19 protein-coding genes are annotated in these 17,381 nt (G+C 72.8%); 6 read left to right on the top strand and 13 right to left on the bottom strand.

The genetic code is table 11. From position 1 onward, the window contains the following. Positions 1 to 65: 65 nt before the first annotated feature. The 4 genes from ABZX11_RS45495 to ABZX11_RS45480 are packed head-to-tail and all read right to left on the bottom strand — an operon-like array spanning position 66 to position 5,908. A complete protein-coding gene (locus ABZX11_RS45495) occupies positions 66 to 1,766 on the bottom strand; it encodes a UvrD-helicase domain-containing protein (RefSeq protein WP_354924982.1) in 1,701 nt (566 codons plus the stop codon). Positions 1,767 to 1,823: 57 nt separating this feature from the next. Continuing rightward, positions 1,824 to 3,020 carry a 4-hydroxybenzoate 3-monooxygenase gene (locus ABZX11_RS45490; protein ID WP_354924980.1) on the bottom strand — a complete coding sequence of 399 codons (1,197 nt, stop codon included), beginning with the start codon at positions 3,018 to 3,020 and terminating at the stop codon, positions 1,824 to 1,826. A 33-nt stretch (positions 3,021 to 3,053) separates the two neighbouring features. Next, positions 3,054 to 4,538, bottom strand: coding sequence for a glycosyltransferase family 39 protein (locus ABZX11_RS45485; protein ID WP_354924978.1), 1,485 nt, complete (start codon positions 4,536 to 4,538; stop codon positions 3,054 to 3,056). Positions 4,539 to 4,579: 41 nt separating this feature from the next. Then, entirely contained in the window at positions 4,580 to 5,908 is a 1,329-nt protein-coding gene (locus ABZX11_RS45480; protein WP_354924976.1) for a diaminopimelate decarboxylase, read from the bottom strand. Positions 5,909 to 5,989: 81 nt separating this feature from the next. Here ABZX11_RS45480 and ABZX11_RS45475 point away from each other — a divergent pair, with 81 nt between their 5' ends. After that, positions 5,990 to 6,871: a LysR family transcriptional regulator gene (locus ABZX11_RS45475; RefSeq protein WP_354924974.1), complete on the top strand. Its 882-nt coding sequence runs from the start codon at positions 5,990 to 5,992 to the stop codon at positions 6,869 to 6,871. Between the two features lie 305 nt (positions 6,872 to 7,176). Here the strand turns inward: ABZX11_RS45475 and ABZX11_RS45470 are convergent, their stop codons facing one another. Next, positions 7,177 to 7,731 carry a hypothetical protein gene (locus ABZX11_RS45470; protein WP_354924972.1) on the bottom strand — a complete coding sequence of 185 codons (555 nt, stop codon included), beginning with the start codon at positions 7,729 to 7,731 and terminating at the stop codon, positions 7,177 to 7,179. Positions 7,732 to 7,754: 23 nt separating this feature from the next. Continuing rightward, complete coding sequence (locus ABZX11_RS45465) at positions 7,755 to 9,044, bottom strand: NAD(P)/FAD-dependent oxidoreductase (RefSeq protein WP_354924970.1); 1,290 nt, start codon at positions 9,042 to 9,044, stop codon at positions 7,755 to 7,757. Here ABZX11_RS45465 and ABZX11_RS45460 point away from each other — a divergent pair. After that, positions 9,043 to 9,579 (top strand): STAS domain-containing protein, encoded by a 537-nt coding sequence (locus ABZX11_RS45460; RefSeq protein ID WP_354924968.1) that lies wholly within the window; start codon positions 9,043 to 9,045, stop codon positions 9,577 to 9,579. The genes ABZX11_RS45465 and ABZX11_RS45460 overlap by 2 nt on opposite strands. Before the next feature lie 58 nt (positions 9,580 to 9,637). Here the strand turns inward: ABZX11_RS45460 and ABZX11_RS45455 are convergent, their stop codons facing one another. From ABZX11_RS45455 to ABZX11_RS45445, 3 genes are read right to left on the bottom strand one after another with little or no spacing between them, the layout of a single operon-like run. After that, positions 9,638 to 9,904: a DUF4235 domain-containing protein gene (locus ABZX11_RS45455; RefSeq protein WP_091310919.1), complete on the bottom strand. Its 267-nt coding sequence runs from the start codon at positions 9,902 to 9,904 to the stop codon at positions 9,638 to 9,640. Next, positions 9,901 to 10,206 carry a DUF3618 domain-containing protein gene (locus tag ABZX11_RS45450; RefSeq protein ID WP_176177512.1) on the bottom strand — a complete coding sequence of 102 codons (306 nt, stop codon included), beginning with the start codon at positions 10,204 to 10,206 and terminating at the stop codon, positions 9,901 to 9,903. The genes ABZX11_RS45455 and ABZX11_RS45450 overlap by 4 nt, the downstream gene beginning before the upstream one ends. Beyond that, entirely contained in the window at positions 10,203 to 10,616 is a 414-nt protein-coding gene (locus ABZX11_RS45445) for a phage holin family protein (RefSeq protein ID WP_176177513.1), read from the bottom strand. Before ABZX11_RS45445 ends, ABZX11_RS45450 begins: the two co-directional genes overlap by 4 nt. Before the next feature lie 118 nt (positions 10,617 to 10,734). Between ABZX11_RS45445 and ABZX11_RS45440 the strand changes: the two genes are divergently transcribed. From ABZX11_RS45440 to ABZX11_RS45430, 3 genes are all read left to right on the top strand, one after another. Next, positions 10,735 to 11,196: an SRPBCC family protein gene (locus tag ABZX11_RS45440; RefSeq protein WP_176177514.1), complete on the top strand. Its 462-nt coding sequence runs from the start codon at positions 10,735 to 10,737 to the stop codon at positions 11,194 to 11,196. A gap of 95 nt (positions 11,197 to 11,291) precedes the next feature. Next, positions 11,292 to 12,131, top strand: a complete 840-nt coding sequence (locus ABZX11_RS45435) for an aldo/keto reductase (RefSeq protein ID WP_354924965.1) — start codon at positions 11,292 to 11,294, stop codon at positions 12,129 to 12,131. Positions 12,132 to 12,217: 86 nt separating this feature from the next. Further along, entirely contained in the window at positions 12,218 to 12,685 is a 468-nt protein-coding gene (locus ABZX11_RS45430; protein WP_354924963.1) for a hypothetical protein, read from the top strand. Between the two features lie 146 nt (positions 12,686 to 12,831). Here ABZX11_RS45430 and ABZX11_RS45425 read toward each other — a convergent pair whose 3' ends face one another. Beyond that, a complete protein-coding gene (locus ABZX11_RS45425; RefSeq protein ID WP_354924962.1) occupies positions 12,832 to 13,632 on the bottom strand; it encodes a GAF and ANTAR domain-containing protein in 801 nt (266 codons plus the stop codon). 43 nt (positions 13,633 to 13,675) lie between these two features. Next, complete coding sequence (locus tag ABZX11_RS45420; RefSeq protein WP_354924960.1) at positions 13,676 to 14,197, bottom strand: hemerythrin domain-containing protein; 522 nt, start codon at positions 14,195 to 14,197, stop codon at positions 13,676 to 13,678. A 135-nt stretch (positions 14,198 to 14,332) separates the two neighbouring features. Here ABZX11_RS45420 and ABZX11_RS45415 point away from each other — a divergent pair, with 135 nt between their 5' ends. Then, complete coding sequence (locus tag ABZX11_RS45415; RefSeq protein WP_354924958.1) at positions 14,333 to 15,850, top strand: CYTH and CHAD domain-containing protein; 1,518 nt, start codon at positions 14,333 to 14,335, stop codon at positions 15,848 to 15,850. Positions 15,851 to 16,106: 256 nt separating this feature from the next. Here the strand turns inward: ABZX11_RS45415 and ABZX11_RS45410 are convergent, their stop codons facing one another. Next, on the bottom strand, positions 16,107 to 16,898 hold the full coding sequence (locus ABZX11_RS45410; protein WP_176177520.1) for a SigB/SigF/SigG family RNA polymerase sigma factor: 792 nt from the start codon (positions 16,896 to 16,898) through the stop codon (positions 16,107 to 16,109). Next, positions 16,895 to 17,344 (bottom strand): ATP-binding protein, encoded by a 450-nt coding sequence (locus ABZX11_RS45405; protein WP_176177521.1) that lies wholly within the window; start codon positions 17,342 to 17,344, stop codon positions 16,895 to 16,897. The genes ABZX11_RS45410 and ABZX11_RS45405 overlap by 4 nt, the downstream gene beginning before the upstream one ends. Positions 17,345 to 17,381 lie beyond the last annotated feature (37 nt).

Here is a 17,381-nt window from a genome sequence, read left to right as displayed (position 1 = left end):
GCGCGGGCGGGCCCCGGCGCCCCCCCCCCCCCGCGGCGGCCCCCGCCCCCGCCCCCGGCCGCGCTTTACCCCCCCCCCCCCCGGGGGGGGGCCGCCGCGCGCCCCGCGCCCCCCACACCGGGGACGTCGTCGGTGGCCTGCCGCCACGGCGGTTCCCCGCTCGCCCGCACCGAGGTCGGCGGCCGCAACGCCGGGTGGTGGACGGCCAGCACTTCCGCCGCAGCCGCCATGACCTCCCGCGGGGTGCGGTAGCCGACGGTCAGCTGCGCCAGCCGGTGCGGCCGCGGCACCCGGTCCCACGACGTGGCCCCGGCCGCGCTCCCGGTCTGGGCCAGGTCCCCGACGACGGTCATCGACCGGGACGGGCAGCGGCGCAGCAGCACCCGCCAGTCCATTTCGGACAGTTCCTGGGCCTCGTCGACCACGACGTGCCCGAACACCGGCACACTTCCGCCGAGCAATGCGGCGGCCTCGTCCAGCAACGGGACGTCCGCGGCGCTCCACGGCCCCTCGACCACCTCCGCCGGGGTCAGCGCCGGCCACAGCCCGTCGAGCACGTCCCGGACGCCGCGGTCAGCGAGCAGGGCCGTCCGCAACGCTTCCCGGTCCACCTCGTCCAGCAGCGTGCGCGGGCCGTCGTCGTCCTCCGGGCCGAGCACCACCCCCGCGGCGGCCAGCGCCCGCAGTTCCGCCTCGCCGAGGCGGCCGTCCGCACTGCCGCCGTCGAGCGCCTCGCCGGTCTCGGTGAACACCAGCGCCTCCGCCCGGGCGGCCAGCTCCCCGGCCAGCGCGGCGACGACCTCCCGGTGGAACACGTGACGGGCCGGGTTGTGCGGCAGCCCGGTCTCCCTGGCCGTCCGCACGGCCCGCCGGAGCGTCGCCGGATCCAGCCGCAGCACCTGCTGCTCGAACTCGACGGCCACCGCCTCTTCGGGGACCCGGACCGCGGCGCGGACGCGTTCGGCCAGCCGGGCCGCCATGTCCGCCCGGCCCTTGCGGGCGGCTTCCGCGGCGGTGTCCACCCGGGTGACCGCGACGCCGGGAACGAGGTCGGGCACGGTCGCCGTGACCACCCGGTGCTCGCCGAGACCGGGCAGCACCTGGCCGATGTAGTCGAGGAAGACCCGGCTCGGGCCGAGGACGAGTACCCCGCGGGTGCGCAGGTGTTCGTGGGTGTAGAGCAGATAGGCGACCCGGTGCAGGGCGACGGCCGTCTTGCCGGTGCCGGGCCCGCCCTGCACCACCAGCACGCCCCTGGCGTCGTCGCGGACGATCCGGTCCTGCTCGGCCTGCAGCGTCGTGACGATGTCCCGCATCCGCCCGGTGCGCTCGGCCGTCACCGCGGCGAGCAGGGCGGCCTCGCCGACCAGCCCGTCGGCCGGCGCGTCGGGATCGAGCAGTTCGTCGTCGAGGGCCACGACCGTCCGGCCGCGGGTGGTGATCCGCCGTCGGCGGACGACTTCGCCCGGGTCGGCGGCGGTCGCGGTGTAGAACGGCCGGGCGGCGGGTGCGCGCCAGTCCACCAGCAGCGGTTCGTCGTCGCCGGTGAACAGCCCGAGCCGTCCGATGTGGACGCGACGGCCGCCGGTCAGGTCCAGCCGGCCGAAGCACAGGCCGTCCTCGGCGGCCGCCAGCCGCGCCACCTCGGCCCGCCACACGCCGGGCGCGTGGCCGCGGGCGAGCGCGGCGGCCGCCTCCGCCCGGAGGGCGTCGAGGCGCGTGTAGAGGGCGTTCAGGTGCTCCTGTTCGGCGGTGAGTTCGTGCATGCCGGAGAGCGTGCCCGCGACGGCGCGGAAAGTGCAGTCTTGTTCTTCTTGACAGCGTCAGCCGCGCCTGGAGAAGTCGGCGTTCTTGCCGACGTAGAGCTCCGCGAACGCCGCCGCGGCCGCGGGCGAACCGAGCAATCGGTGCATCCGGGCCTCGGCGATGCGCGCCGCGAACGGGTTCTCGCCCGCGGCCGCGGTGTGGTGGAAGATGTCCGACAGCCACAGCGAGAACTCCTGGTACTGCCAGACCAGCGGCAGGCAGGCCGCGGAGTAACCGGCCAGCGGCGCCGGGTCGCCCGCGTAGTGCGCCTGGAACGCCTCGGCGAGCAGGAACGCGTCGTGCAGGGCGAGGTTCATGCCCTTGGCCGCGATCGAGGCGACCAGGTGCGCGGACTCGCCCGCCAGGTGCAGCCGGCCGTGCGACATCGGCTCGACGACGTAGTTGTGCATGTCGAGGATGCGCTTCTCGACCAGCTTCCCTTCGGTGATGGCGCCGCCGGGCACGGTGAGCCGCGCGTGCAGCTCCGCCCACACGCGCTCGTCCGGCCAGTCCGCCTCGGTCTCGCCCGGCGCGGTCTGCAGGTAGAACCGCGTCACCGTCGGCGTCCGCGCCATGTGCGCGGCGAACCCGCGCGGGTGGATGCCGAACAGCACGCCGTCGGCGGACGGCGGCGCCTCCGCGAGCAGGGCCAGCCAGCCGATTCCGTAGTCGTGGTGGGCTTTCACCGTCGATTCCGCCGGCAGGTACCCCTGGCAGACCCCGCGGGCGCCGTCGCAGCCGGCGACGAAGTCGCAGTCGACGTAGTGCTCGGTTCCGCCGGCCCGGAACGTGACGGCGGGGGAGCCCGACGTCAGGTCGTGCAGCTCGACGTCGGACACCTCGAAGACCGCCTCACCGCCGGCCTCGGCGTACTGCGCGACCAGGTCGGTCACCAGAAGCTGTTGCGGGTACACGAAATGCCGCTGGCCGGTGACGTCGGCGTAGCGGAAGACGTGCCGCTGCCCGCCGAACCGGAACTCGAACTTCCCGTGCCGCGGCGCCTTCGCGACGAGCCGGGCGCCGAGCCCCCGCCGTTCGAGCCCGCGGACGGCCCACTCCTCGATGAACCCGGCCCGCGGCCGCTGTTCGATGAACGCCCGGCTCTGCGCCTCCAGCAGCACGCAGGGGATTCCCGCGCGCCGCAGCAGGTTCGCCACCGTGAGCCCGGCCGGGCCCGCCCCCACCACGGCCACCGCCGTGCGCCTCGCCACCATGGAGCCGAGAGTAGCGCGCAGCGGACGGACCGCTCAGTAATAACGCCGCAGCCGGGGCCACGCCTCCGACCACGGCCGGGCCGGCTCGCACAGCGAAAGCGGCACGCCTTCCTCGTCGTTGTCGACGCCGGCGGCGTTGTGGTGCTTGGCGACCAAGCGGCACCGCGTGATCAGCCGGGCCGCGGGGGAGTCCGGCCGGACACGGCCGACGAGCAGCACCGGGCCGACCAGCCGGTCCGGCGGCGGGCCCCAGTCCGCGTAAGACATGTGCGGCGAGTACGGCTGCGGCAGCCCGAGCTCCGGCCCGTACCGCTCGAGCGCGCCCGCCTCGCCGTAGTTCCCGGCGAGGATCACCGCGGTGTCGCGCTCGGTGTCCGGGATCCGCTGCCACACCCCGGCGACACTGCCGGCGAAGTCCGGCCAGCCGACCTGCTCGCCCGGTTCCTTGTTCATCGCCAGCAGCGGGCCGTTCAGCGCCGCCGCGGGCACCACCGGGAGTCCGATGAGGACGGACACGGCCACGCACACCGCGGCGGCCGCGCCGGTCAGCACCCGCCGGGCCGTGCCGCCCCGGCCCAGCCAGCGCAGCGCCGGCTCGGCGCCCAGCGCCACCAGCGGCAGCAGCAGCGGCACCGAGTAGTACGGTTTCCCGCCCACGACCAGCAGTTCGGCGCACACCACGGGGTAGGCGACGGCCAGCGGGCGGGCCCAGCGCAGCCCGGGTTCGCGCCACGGCCGCACGAGCCCGGCGATCCACACCGGCACCAGCACGGGGGAGAGCAGGACCAGCTGCATCGGCACGAACAGCAGCCGGTTCCCGGCGCCGTCGTCTTCGCTGATCCCGCCGGCCACGGTGAGCATCGGCCAGCCGTGCGACGCCTGCCAGAGCACCACCGGCGCGGCGAGCACGAGGGCGATCCCGACGCCGGCGGCGAGCCACCGGGTTCGCAGCACCCGGCGCGGCCCGGTGACGGCCACGCCGACACCGAGCCCGGACAGCAGGAGCAGCACGAGCCACTTGTTCGCCAGGCCGAGGCCCGCGGCGGCCCCGATCGCGAGCCACCACCGGCCGTCCCCGGTGCGCAGCAGCCGCAGCGCGAACAGCGCGAGCACCGACCACAGCAGCACGTCCGCGGAGTTGGTCGCCAGCATGTGCGACACGACCAGGACGTAGGTCGACAACGCCGTCGCGATCGCGGTGAACAGCTGGACGCCGCGGCCGCCGCCGAACTCGCGGGCGATCAGCGCGACGACCACGACGGTCGCCATCCCGAGCAGGGTCGCGACCACCCGCAGGCCCACCGGTGTCTCGCCGAACACCGCCGTCGACGCCCGGGCGAGCCACGGCGTGATCGGCGGATTGTCGACGTATCCCCAATCCGGGCGGCGGCCCGCGGCGACGAAGTAGAGCTCGTCGCGGTGGAAGCCGTAACGCCCGGACAGGGCGGTCAGCACGACGGCCTGCCCGGCGACGACGATCCCGATCGGCAGCGCGGCGAACCGCGGTAGCGCCCCCATGGCCCTCTCCCCTCGGCGTGCCCGGGATCGTACGCCGGTGCTCAGGCTCCCGGGTGCGCTCCGAGGAATTCACCGCCCGCGTCGGTGACCAGTTCGGCGAGGGTCTGCGCACGCCGCAGGGGTGCGAACTCGACGTCACCGCGCGGCGACACGGTGAACCCGTACACGGCCGGGCGCGGCTGTGTGTTGTACGCGTAGTGCGCGCCGAAGTAGTAGGCGCCGGTGTCGTGGGCGACGACGAGGTCACCCGGCTCCAGCAGCGGCAGCGGCCGTTCCCTGGCCAGCAGGTCGCCGGCGAAGCACAGCGGGCCGGCGACGTCCTGCGGCACCTCGGGGCCGGTCTTCGGCACGCCGGCGGCGTCGAACGCGCCGATCCGCAGCGACCAGTGCTCCGGCTGGAGCACGGTGCGCGCCGCCACCTGGGCGCCCGCGTGCGTCACGGCGATGTGCCGTCCCCCGGCGACCTTCGTGTACTCCACCGCGCTGACCAGGAAACCGCTCTTCGCCAGCAGGGACCGGCCGAATTCGGTGACGAACGCGTAGCGCCCGTCGGCCAGTTCCGGCACCCGGGCCAGCAGCGTGGCGACGTAACCGGCGTAGCCGGGGCCCGGTTCGTCCGAGGTGAAGTCCACCGGCAGCCCGCCGCCCAGGTCCAGGCTCGTCACCTGCCCGTACCCGGCCGCGGCGTTGATCTCCTCGGCGAGTTCGTGGACCGCGGCGACGCCCTCGGCCATCAGCTCGGGCGGGCAGCCCTGCGAGCCGACGTGGACGTGCAGGCGCGTCAGCCACGGCCGGCGCGCGAACGCCTCCCGCAGCCGGGCGCGGTTCCCGTCGTCCCGCAACGGGATACCGAACTTCGACGCCGCGGTGGCGGTGCTGGTGTCCCCGATCCGGCCGGCGCCGACCTGCGGGTTGATCCGCAGGCCCAGCACCGACCGCGGCGGGGTCGCACCGACCAGCGCGTCGAGCCGGGCGAGCTCCTGGAAGTTGTCGGCGTTCACGGCGGTGCCCTCGGCGAGGGCGTGCGCGAGCTCGGCGGTCGTCTTGGCGGGGGAGTCGAGCACCAGCCGCGGGCCGCGCAGGCCGGCGGCTTCCGCGACCGCGGTTTCGCCGGGGCTCGCCACCTCGGCGTCGATCCCCAGCCCGCCGAGGAACTGCAGCAGCGGAGCCAGCCCGCACGCCTTGGCGGCGACCGTGTGCTGCACGCGCCCGAGCGGCGCGAACGCCGTGGTGAGGTCGTCGACGGCCTCCCGGATCGTGGCGAGGTCGACGAACCCGGCCATCGGCGCGGCCAGCCGCCGGTCCGCCGCGGCGGCGAGGGCGAGCAGCTTGCGGTCGGTGCGGGTGCGGGGCGCGCTGGTCGTGGTCACGGGCCCAGGACAGCAGCGGCGGGTGCGTGGAGTCCAAGACTTCGTCGTGATCAGGTGATAGGAAGGACTTATAATTGCTGGGTGGACCTGCGTCGATGGCACTACTTCGCCGTGCTCGCCGAGGAGATGCACTTCACGAAGGCGGCCGCGCGGCTGTTCGTGTCGCAGCCGTCGCTGAGCCAGCAGATCCGCGCGTTCGAAGCGGACCTCGGGGTGGCGCTGCTGGACCGCACGGGTCCCCGGTTCGCCCTGACCGACGCGGGCCGGGTGGCGGCCGCCGAAGCCCGCGAGCTGCTCGAACGCCTGGAGCGGGCGCGGGGAGCGATCACCGCGGCGGGCCGGGGCGAGGCCGGGAGGCTGCGGATCGCCTACACGCGATCGGCGCCGGGCCCGCTGGCCGGCGACCTGGTGGCGGCGTACCGCGCCCGGTTCCCCGACGTGGAACTGGCGTTGGAGACGGGCTGGACCAGCTTGAACCTGGCCCGCTTGGCGGCGGGCGAGATCGACGTGGGCTTCGTCCGGCCCCCGGTCACCGCGGCGGGGATCGAGGTCGCGGTGGTGGGGGCGGAGGAGGTGCTGCTGGCGCTGCCGTCGGGCCACCCGCTCGCGCGTCGCCGCGGCCGGGTGCGCCGGGCCGAGATCGCGGCCGAGCCGGTGGTGTTCTGGCCAAGGGAGAACGGTCCGGGCCAGTACGACGCGATCAGTGCGCAGGTGTGGCCGGGTGGGTTGCCGCCGATCGTCCGCGAGGAGCCGGAGGACGAGCAGCTGATGCGCGCGGTCGCGGAGGGGGCGGGGCTGGCCGCGGTACCGGAGCACCGCGCCCGAGCGCTGCGGCGCCGGGGCGTGGTGCTGCGGCGGGTGGAGGAGCCGGTGCCGCGGATCGATCTGGGGCTGGCCTGGCGGCATGGGGCGGGGTCACCGCTGGTGCGGGCTTTCGTGGAGCTGGCGGCGGAGGGGAGCTAGCCCGGCCGGCGTGCCGGCTCGCGGCTTCGCGGTGGTCGCGAACCAGCCCGGGGTCTGGGGCGAGTCCGGGCTTCCTGCGACCACTGCTGCGGATCAGGGCGGGGTTTCGAGAGGTGGGCCCCGGCTTCCCGGGACCGCTGCCGCGGACTACCGGGCGAGCGACCCCGGCCGGCCCGGTCTCTCGATGAGGCGAGCTTGCCGACCCCCGCCGCCACGAGCCGGTCGGCGGCCGAGCGCTCCGGGGCTGCGGTACCGCCCCGGGCGCTGTGGCGCCATGATCCGGGCGGCCGAGAGGGGCCCGCGGCTCAGCCCAACCCGAGCGCCGAGCGCACCGCCGTCACCACCACCGGGTGACCCAGCGGCAGCGGAGGCGGTACCCGGTCGTCCGGGTTGTCGCTGCTCGACGCCACCACCCGCACGTCCGTTCCCGCCTCGCGCAGCTTCGTCACCACGTCGTCGTGCTCGGCGAGCCAGGCCTCGTTGGCCTCGGCCGCGTCGTCGGACGGCAGGAACGCGTCCGAAGCCGGGTCCACCAGCAGCAGGTGCGTTGCCGCCCCCGGGTGGCGCTCGACCAGCTGCAGGGCCTCCGCCGCGAACGGGCCGCTCGCCACCACCGCGATTTCCGGGTCGCCCGGACCGGCGTCGCCCAGGAGGTCGTCGGCTTCGCTCAGGGCGCCTCCCGCCGGGACCCGGCACCAGAAGACGGCGCGCGTGTCCGCCAGCGGACGCCAGGTCGCCGGCAGCTCGTCGTGCTTCCCGGCGCCCGCCGGGTCGAGGACGATCACCTTGGGGCCCGACGGGTCTCCGGCGGTCACCACCGACGGGCCTTCGGACCGGACGGGGTCGGTTTCGGCGGACATGGGATTCCTTTCACAGAAGCGGTTCAGCGGCGGGGAAGCTCCGGGCTGTCGGTGTCGAGCGGCACGGCCCCGGACCGGACCAGTCCCAATTGGACGGTCTGGCGGCCGGTCAGCGCTTCCAGGGCCCAGTCGACGGCGGTGCGGACGCGGTTGCCCGGCATCGCCATCAGGTGGTAGCCGCGCGTCACGGCCTTCGCCGGCCGGCCGGACAGCGGGATGTGCAGCGGGTTCGCCGCCGCGGCACCCGCGCCGAGGTCGACGACGAAACCGAGGTCGTGGTGGCGGTAGGTGCCCGGGCGGCCGTGGCCGAGTGACGCCGCCACGTTGCGCCCGGCCAGCCTGCCCTGCCGCTCGGCGTGCTGGGCGGTCATCGCGGTGTACTGCCCGGGACGGGTGAGGTCGGGCACCGCCGCCGCGTCACCGCAGGCGAAGACGTCGTCGCGGCCCGGCACGTTCAGCTGCTCGGTGACCACCAGCCTGCCCTTGGCCGTTTCCAGCCCGAGCTCGGCCACCAGCGGGTCCGGCCGCACGCCGACGCACCACACGAGGGTGCGGGCCGGCACGGAGTCGCCGTTGGTCAGCGTGACGCCTTTCGCGTCGGCGTTGTCCACCGACGTCTTCATCAGCACTTCCACCCCACGCGAGCGCAGCACCTCGTCGGCGGTCCGGCCCAGCCGCTCGTCCAGCTCGGGCAGCACGCGCTCGGCGAGGTCCAGCAGCAGCCAGCGGATCCGCTGCCCGGCCAGCTCGGGGTGGCGCGCGGCGAGCGCCGCGGTGAACGCGGGGCCCTGCGCGGCGACCTCGGTGCCCGTGTAACCGGCGCCGACCACCACGAACGTGCAGCGGGCGTCGCGTTCGGCGGGGTCCTCGGCCGCGGCGGCGAGTTCGATCTGCCGGGTGATGTGGTCACGCAGGTACAGCGCTTCCGGCACGCCGCGGAACCCGTGCGCGTACTCCGGCACGCCCGGGATCGGCAACAGCTTGTTGACGCTGCCCGCGGCCAGCACCAGCCGGTCGTACCCGATCCGGTGCTCGTTGTCCTCGGGATCGGTGTAGGTGACGTGCCGGGTTTCGAAGTCGACGCCGGTGGCCACGCCGAGCACCAGGCGGACCCCGCGCAGCGTTTCGGGAATGGAAACCGCCACCCGCCGCGGATCCAGGATCCCCGCCGCCACTTCGGGCAGCAACGGCAGGTAGAGGAAGTAATCCGTCGGGTTCAGCACGACGACTTCCACGTCTTCGCCGGCTTCTTTCCGCAAGCTCTTCGCCGCGTGGTACCCGGCGAATCCGCCGCCGACGATCACGACACGCATGGCTCTCCTTCCGGGCGGAGCGGGCATTCCGAACGGATTACCCGAGGTCGGAGCCGGGAAACCCGCGGGGTTGACCTCTCGGCGCAGGGGCGTACGGTCAGAGGTGTTGGCTGTTGTTCAGACACGTGCTCCGGTCAGCGCCCCTCTACCGCTGAAAGGGAGCGCCATGTACGACTGTTTTCGCACGATATACGAACCGTCGGGGCTGACGGTGACCAAAGCCGGACGCCCGGGCGGAGTCACGGTGGTCACCCTGGTCGGTGACATCGACGCGGCCACGGTGAGCACGCTCGACGAGGCCCTCGCCACTGGAGCCCGGCTGGTCGTCGACCTCACCCGGGTGGCCTTCCTGAGCTGTGCCGGGGTCCGCGCGCTGCTGCAGGCGCACGCCCGCGCCGAAATCGTCGTGGTGCCCGGCGGCCACGCCGTCACCCGCTCGCTCGAAGCCACCGGTGCCGACCTCGTGCTGAAGATCCACCCCCGGGTCGGCGCCGCGCTCGCCGGCCTGGCCGCCGAACCCGGCCGGGAGGCGTGACCCCTCGCGCGGCCACGCCTCTCCGGTCGTCCATTGAGGACACTGAGGGCCGGGGAGCTCAGTCGTCTCCCGGCCAGTCGCCGGTCGCCTTGCGGTAGCCGACGGCGCCGGCGCGTTCGGTGGCGGCCTTGACCGCACCGAAGATCGCCCCCTGCACCGCCGCCGCGACCACCACCTGACGCCAGGTGTAGTCGCGGTCGGTGGCGTCGGGGGCGTCGTCCTCGCCGGCCACCCGGCTCCAGACCTGCTTGAACACCTGGCCGGCCAGGATGCCGCCGAGGGCACCCACCACCCAGCTCAGCGGCTTGTACAGCGCTTTGTTCACGAGTTCCTCCGGCGGAGAATCAGGCGGATCACGATCAGCAGGCCCAGCACGCCGGCGAAGACCGGCACCGGGTTGGCGCGCACGGCGTCGGCGCCCTGGCGGAACTTCACCGCGGTCGGCTCGTTCGTCACGTCGGCGACCTTCGCGGTCGCCTGGTCGAGCTTCTCGTCGACGTTCTCCTTGACCCTGGCCTTCACGTCGAGCTTCTGCCCGAGCGCGGTCAGGGTTTCGGTGAGCTCCTCCCGGGTCGCGTCCCGGTCGAGCCGCGCCTCTTCGGCGTTCTTCGGGAAGTCCCCGCTCATGCCCGCACTCCCTGCTTCACGGTGTCCACGTCTTCGCGGACGCCGCTGATCGCCTCTTCGGGCACCGGCGGCACCCCCTGCGTCACTTCCTTCTTGCCGACCAGCGCCGCGATCCCGGCGACGACGAACAACGCCACCGCGACGATCACCGCGGCCAGCCAGCCGGGCACGGCCAGCGCGAGCGCCAGCACCGCGGCCGCGACCAGCGTGCCCGCCCCGAGGAACGCGAACAGCCCCGCCGCGCCGAACAACCCGGCGCCGAGGCCCATCTTCTTGCCCTTGCGCTGCAGTTCGAAGACCGCGAGCCGCATCTCGTCCCGGACGAGCCGCTTGACCTCGTCGGTCAGGTCCGTCACCAGCTCGCCGACCGATCGGTCGGCCGCCGGTGTCTTGTTTGCCTCTTCGATCACCGAACACCTCCTTTGCCTGGCCGCCGGGTACCCGGGCCCGGCGCCGGTCAACCACGGCGGGTTTGACCGCGGCGGCAGCGGGTAGCCGAAGCTTTCCACCACCGATCAGGAGGAGTGCATGAGCACGATCACCGAAATCGTGGACGTGGAAGTCCCCGTTTCCACCGCGTACAACCAGTGGACGCAGTTCGAGGAATTCCCCCGGTTCATGGAAGGCGTCGAAGAGATCCGCCAGCTCGACGCCACCCGCACCCATTGGGTGACGCGGTTCGGTGGCGTGACGCGCGAATTCGACGCGACGATCACCGAACAGCACCCGGACGAGCGGGTCGCCTGGAACTCGGTCTCCGGACCGGACCACGCCGGCGTCATCACCTTCCACCGGCTGGACGATTCCCACACCCGGGTGACCGCGCAGATGGACATCGACCCGGAGGGCTTCGCCGAGAACGTCGCCGACAAGCTCGGCGTGCTCGACCGCCGGGTGAAGGGCGACCTCAAGCGGTTCAAGGAGTTCATCGAGCAGCGCGGCCGGGAGACCGGCGCCTGGCGCGGTGACGTGGACCGCCCGGGGCAGTAGCACCGCTCACCCGACCGGGGTGAGTTCACGCGGCGGGGCGGGTTCACCCGCCCCGCCGCGTTTCGCGTCCGGTGACCGCCGGGTAGGTCGTAGGCATGACGACCACCACTGCCGGCGTCCCCGCTCTGGAGCTGAACAACGGCGTGCGGATCCCGCAGCTCGGGTTCGGTGTCTTCCAGATCCCGCCGGAGGAAACCGCCCAGGCCGTGCGGACCGCGCTGGAAACCGGGTACCGCCACATCGACACCGCGCAGATGTACCGCAACGAGGCCGGCGTCGCCGCCGGGATCGCGGACTCCGGCGTGGCCCGCGAAGACGTGTTCGTCACCACCAAGCTGGCGAACGACGCGCACGGGCACGACAACGCGATCACCGCGCTCGAAGGCAGCCTGCGCCGGCTGGGCTTCGACTACGTCGACCTCTACCTGATCCACTGGCCGCTGCCGTCGAAGAACAACTACGTCCGCACCTGGCAGGGCTTCGAGGACATCCTGCACGCGGGCAAGGCCCGCGCGATCGGCGTGTCCAACTTCCAGCCCGCCCACCTCGACCGGCTCGCCGAGGAGACGTCCCTGGTGCCCTCGGTCAACCAGATCGAGCTGCACCCGGCGCTGCAGCAGGCGCAGCTGCGCGAGTACCACCGGGCGCACGGCATCGCCACCGAAGCGTGGAGCCCGCTGGCGCAGGGGGAGGTCCTCGGCGACCCGGTGCTCACCGGCCTGGCGGAGAAGCACGGGCGGACGCCCGCGCAGGTCGTGCTGCACTGGCACATCCAGCTCGGGAACATCGTGTTCCCGAAGTCGGCGTCGCCCGCCCGGATGCGCGAGAACATCGACGTCTTCGGCTTCGAACTCGACGACGAGGACATGGCCGAGATCGGCAGGCTCGACGAGGGCCGCCGCACCGGGCCGGACCCGGACACCTTCGGCGGGTGAGGATGTTCACCCCGTGACGGGGGCGTTTCCCTGCGCGACCTGCCGGGTATTCCTCCGGCAAGGTCCCCCAGGAAGGAGCGTCCGGCATGACCACGAACGCGTACCTGTCGTTCCTCGCGATCGGCGTTGCGCTGGTCCTGATAGACGGGCAGATCATCTACCGCAGCGGCCGCCGTTACCTGGAGAACTCCTACGGCGACCCGGCGGCGGGCGCTTCGATGACCCGCCTGGTCACGGTGCTGTTTCACCTCGCCACCCTCGGTGTGCTCGCCCTCATCTCGACCATCGACATGGGCGGCAGCGACCTGCCCGGCGTGGTCGGGCGGATCGGCGTGCTGCTGCTGATCCTCGCGCTGGCCCACGCGATCACCCTCGGCGTCCTGGCCCGCATCCGCGGTGAGCAGGAGGTCGAGGCGGTCGTCCAGCGCGGCCCCCGGCCGCGGGTGGACACGGAGCAGCAGGCCGCGACGGTGACCCCGGTGCCGGGGCAGGACGGCCGGTACCCGGCCGCCAGCCCGTCGCTGGAGAACCGGTCCCCGTACACTGCTCAGTAACGGCGGCACGAAACCGAGGGCGTCGCTTCCCGTGGGGGAAGCGACGCCCTCGATTCATGCCGCCGGGACCAGGGGTCGCCCCCGCGGCGGCCGCCGGGTGTGAAAGTGCAAGCCGCCTGACCAACCCCTCGGACTCGACAGCTGGGTCAGTTCTCCGATGCCGGGAGATCGATCTCCGTGTGCCGGGTGGCGAGCGTCTTCGCCAGGTCGGCCAGCTTGACGTTGAGGTCCTGGGACGCGCGGCGCAGCACGTCGAAGGCCTCGTCGGCGGTGATGCCGCGACGCTGCATGAGGATGCCCTTGGCCTGGCCGATGACGTCACGGCCGTCGACCGCGCGGCGCAGGTGGGCCGACTCGAGCTCCGCTGCGGCGACGGCCTCGGTGTGGGCCAGCGCCAGCGACGCGTGCGTGGCCAGCAGCAACGCGGTGTCGATCGCTCGGCCGTCGAACGCGCCGGGGGTGCGCGAGTAGATGTTGAGCGCGCCGGAGAGCCGGGGCGGACGGGCCTCCGGCAGCAGGGCGGTGGCCAGCACCGAGTGGTAGCCGTGCGCCGCGGCGGCCGGGCCGAACGCCGGCCACCGCGGGTCGCGGCCCAGGTCCTGCGACCAGCCGACGGCAGGCCCGTCCGGGCGGGCCGACTCCACGCAGGGGCCTTCGCCGTGGTCGTACTGCACCTGGTCGAGCTGCTCGGCGACCGGGTCCGTCTCGACGGGGGTGTGGTAGGTGCCGTCGGCGTCACGCAGGGTGACACTGACCAGGTCCGCGCCCGGCACGAGCGCGACGGCCGCCCCGACGACGAGCTTGAGCACCCCGGCGACGGTCGGCGTCACGTCGAGCAGGGTCCGCGTGAGGTCGGCGAACTGCCGGACCAGCGGCCCGGGCTCCGCCGGGCCGTCCTGCCCGAACCAGGCCCGGTCGCGGGCCCACTCCTCTTCGCCGACACTCATGGGGCTCTGCTGTCCTTTCCGATCGGGGTGGCGGACCTCCCATTCAACCCGATGCCGGGGCGCGCAGGGCGGCACGGGCCCGGTCGACGAAGCCCGGCCCCGGCCACAGCTGGTCGGCCTGCGGAACCCGGTCGGCCAGATCGGGGTGCGGCAGCGTCGCCGCCGCTTCCCGGGTCTCGAGGACCTCCCGGCCGAGTTCGGCCCGCCGCTCGGGGGAGCAGGTGCGCCGGAGCTCACGCACGGCCGCCGGGCCTTCCTCGCGGACGTGCTGCCGGGTGGCGCGGATCAGCCCGCCCAGCAGGCGCTCGAACCGCGTCTCCTGCGGGCCCACGCCTTCGAGCTGCCGCATCAGGCGGTCCGCCTCGGCGAGCTCGCCATCGCCGTCGAGGTGGGGTTCTTCGGCGACCGAATGCCGGACCAGCGCCGCGATCAGGTGATCGGCGAGGTCCTTGCGGTTCTCCGGGCTGCCTTGGCCGAGTTCGAGCTCGGTGCAGAGCCGGTCGAGTTCGCGGTGGTCGCCGTCGAGGACGGTCGTCAGGTCGGTTGCGGGCTGGTTGCCGTTCATGCACTCTCCTGGTCCGGGCTGGGGTCCGCTCGGGTTCGGAGAAGGGGATACCCGCTGCTCCGGCGCCGAATCCCGTGTCGGCCGCGATCCGGACGGGTACCACTACGGGTAACCGAGGCCCAGGGAGGACGAACCATGACAGCGCCGTCGCGGGTGATCGAACGCGAACGCAAGTACGAGCTCGTCGCGGGCAGCGGCGTGCCTCGGCTGGTCGGCGTCGCCGGCGTCGAAGCGCAGGAAGACCCGGTCGAGCACGTCCTGGACGCCTCCTACTACGACACCGGGACGTTCCGGCTGGCCCGCGCCGGCATCACGCTGCGGCGGCGCGTCGGCGGGCCGGACGCGGGCTGGCACCTGAAGCTGCCCGTGTCGGCCGACGAGCGGCAGGAGCTGCAGCTGCCGCTGGGTGGCGACCCGCACAAGGTGCCCGGCCGGTTCCGGCGGCTGGTGCAGGCGTACACGCTGGGGGAGAAGCTGGTGCCGATCGCGCACCTGCGGACCGACCGCTTCGCGCACCGGCTCGTCGGGGCCGGCGGCCGTACCGTCGCGGTGCTGACCGATGACCACGTGACCGGAGAGGCCGGTGGGGAGACCGCGCGGCTCGACGAGTGGCGGGAGCTGGAACTCGAGCTGGATCCGTCGGCCGAGCCCGGGTTGCTGGAGGAGTTCGACCGGGCGCTGGTCGCGGCCGGTGCGTCTGCCTCGCCCTGGTCTTCGAAGCTGCGACGGCTTGTCGGGGACCGGGTTCAGCCGTCGGCTCGCCTCGGTGAGAAGCCGACGGCCGGGGATGTCGTCGTTGCCGCGTTGCGCGAGCACTACGGGCGGTTGCAGCGGGCCGACATCGGGGTTCGGGTGGATGCCGAGGACTCCGTGCACCAGCTGCGGGTGGCCATTCGGAAGCTGCGGAGCACCCTTCGGACTTTCGGGTCGATCGTCGATCGTCGGGAGACCGCTGTTCTGGTTTCCGAGCTGCAGTGGCTGGGGCGGGAATTGTCGCCTTTCCGGGATACCGAGGTTGTCGAGGAGCGGTTGCGTCGGCAGCTTGATTCGTTGCCATCCGAGCTGGTTTTCGGTCCGCTGCGGCAGTTTCTCACCCGGCACTTCGCCCGGGAAGCTGCGGAAGGGCGGGGCCGGGCTCTTGCCGCTTTGACCGGGAAGCGGTATTTGCGGTTGCTGCGGGGGCTGGATGTGGTTGTCGAAGTTCCGCCGTTGACTCGGAAGGCGCGTAAGCCCGCCAAGGCCGGGTTGTGGAAGCCGTTGCGGAAGGCCGCTGCGAAGCTGCGCCGGGCCGAGGCCGGTGCTCGGGGGCTGTCCGGGGTCGAGCTCGAGGTTGCCTTGCACGATGTCCGGAAGAAGGCCAAGCGGGCTCGGTACGCCGGGGATCTTGTCAAGCCCGTTTATGGGAAGAAGGTCCGGGCCTGGCGGAAGAATGTGAAGGCTTTGCAGGGAACACTGGGGGAGCATCAGGATACTGTTGTCGGGCGGGAGGTTCTTCGGCAGCTTGCTGTTTCCGGGCATGGGGAAGGGCAGAATACTTTTACCTTCGGGGTGCTTTATGGGCGGGATTCTGCTCGGGCTGGTTCTCTTCGGGAGCGGTTCTCGGTTGAATGGGAGCGGGTTCGGGAGGGGAAGCGGCCTCGGTGGCTGAAGTAAGGCTGGGTGTTCTGCCGGGCTTTGTTCTGCCGTGGCTTTTACCCCCGCCGGCCCGAACGCGGTTTTGTAAACCGGCCGTGTGGTTGTGACACGGGGGTAATGCGTGCCTTGACACAGCCTCTCGGCCGCTGAGGCGGCTGCGTATCGGGTCGGCAGGGGGGTGTGGCCGGTCGGCCTTTGGCTGCCCGTTCTTTCTTAGGGCGTGAGTCGCCTTTGTGTGCAGCCCGCTTTTAGGCGTGGGGGGGGCGAGGCGGGGTCAGCCTTCGCCGGTGAGCTTTCCGCGCAGCTGCTCCAACGTCTGTGACAGCAGACGGGACACGTGCATCTGGGAGATGCCCACCCGGTCTGCGATCTGCGTTTGCGTCAGGCCGCCGAAGAAGCGCATCACCAGGATTGCCCTCTCGCGCTTCGGTAGTTCCTGCAAGAGGGGCTGGAGTGCCTCGTGGTTCTCGACCATTGCCATCTCGTGGTCCGGCTCGCCCATCGTGTCCGCCAGGGACAGCGCCTCCGCGTCGTCGTGGACCGGCTTGTCCACCGACAACGCCTGGTACGCGTTGCCCGCCAGGAGACCTTCGCGGACCTCGTCCACGTCGAGGTTCAGGTGCTCCGCCAGCTCGGTCGGGGTCGGGGCGCGGCCCAGGCGCTGGGACAGCACCGCCGAGCCCTGGCTCAGCGAGAGGTGGAGCTCCTTCAACCTGCGGGGTACCCGGACCGACCAGCCCGTGTCGCGGAAGTGGCGGCGGACCTCGCCCATGATCGTCGGGACCGCGAACGACAGGAAATCGTGGCCCCGGGTGGGGTCGAAGCGGTCCACCGCGTTGATCAGGCCGATCCTCGCCACCTGGACCAGGTCCTCGCGGGGCTCGCCGCGGCCGGAGAACCTCGTGGCGATGTGCTCGGCCAGCGGGAGGAGCTCGGTCACCAGCTTGCTCCGGACGACCTCCCGCCGGGGGTCACCGGGTTGCAGCTCGCCCAGTTCCTCGAACAGCGGCTCGCAGTGGGCGTACTCGTCCGGGCGGTGGAGGAGGGTTTTTCGCTCGTTGCTCACGCGCTCGTTCCCGGGTTGAGCACCAGCTCGATCGTGACGATGCCCGCCCCTCCACCCGGAAGCACGTCACAGTGCGCGGTCACGGACTTGCTGAGAGTAGTCAGCACATGCCAGCCGAACGTGCGGTCGCTGGGCGGCCGCGGGTCGGTCGAGCGGGTCGAGACGATCACGTGCAGGCCGTCGGGGGCCAAGCGGAAGCGGCACTGCAGCTGGGCGCCGAGCTCGGCGAGCTGCACCAGCTGCGCGCACGCCTCGTCGACGGCCATCTTGGCGTCGGCGATGGCGTCCAGCCCGAAGTCCGCGCGCGAGACCACGCCGTGGGTCAGCATGCGGACCAGGGGGATCTGCTCCGCCATCGCGGGGAGGCGCAGCTCGACGAGTTCGTCGAGGAGCTCGTCGACCGTCGGCTTGCTGCCGAACGAGCTGTCGCTTCGAGTTTCTTCCATGCGAAAAGTACTACCCATCCGGTGTAATGCTGACACT

The sequence above is a fragment of the Amycolatopsis sp. NPDC004169 genome (assembly GCF_040610315.1).
Lineage (GTDB): Bacteria > Actinomycetota > Actinomycetes > Mycobacteriales > Pseudonocardiaceae > Amycolatopsis.
This window is presented reverse-complemented; position numbering and strand designations above follow the sequence as displayed.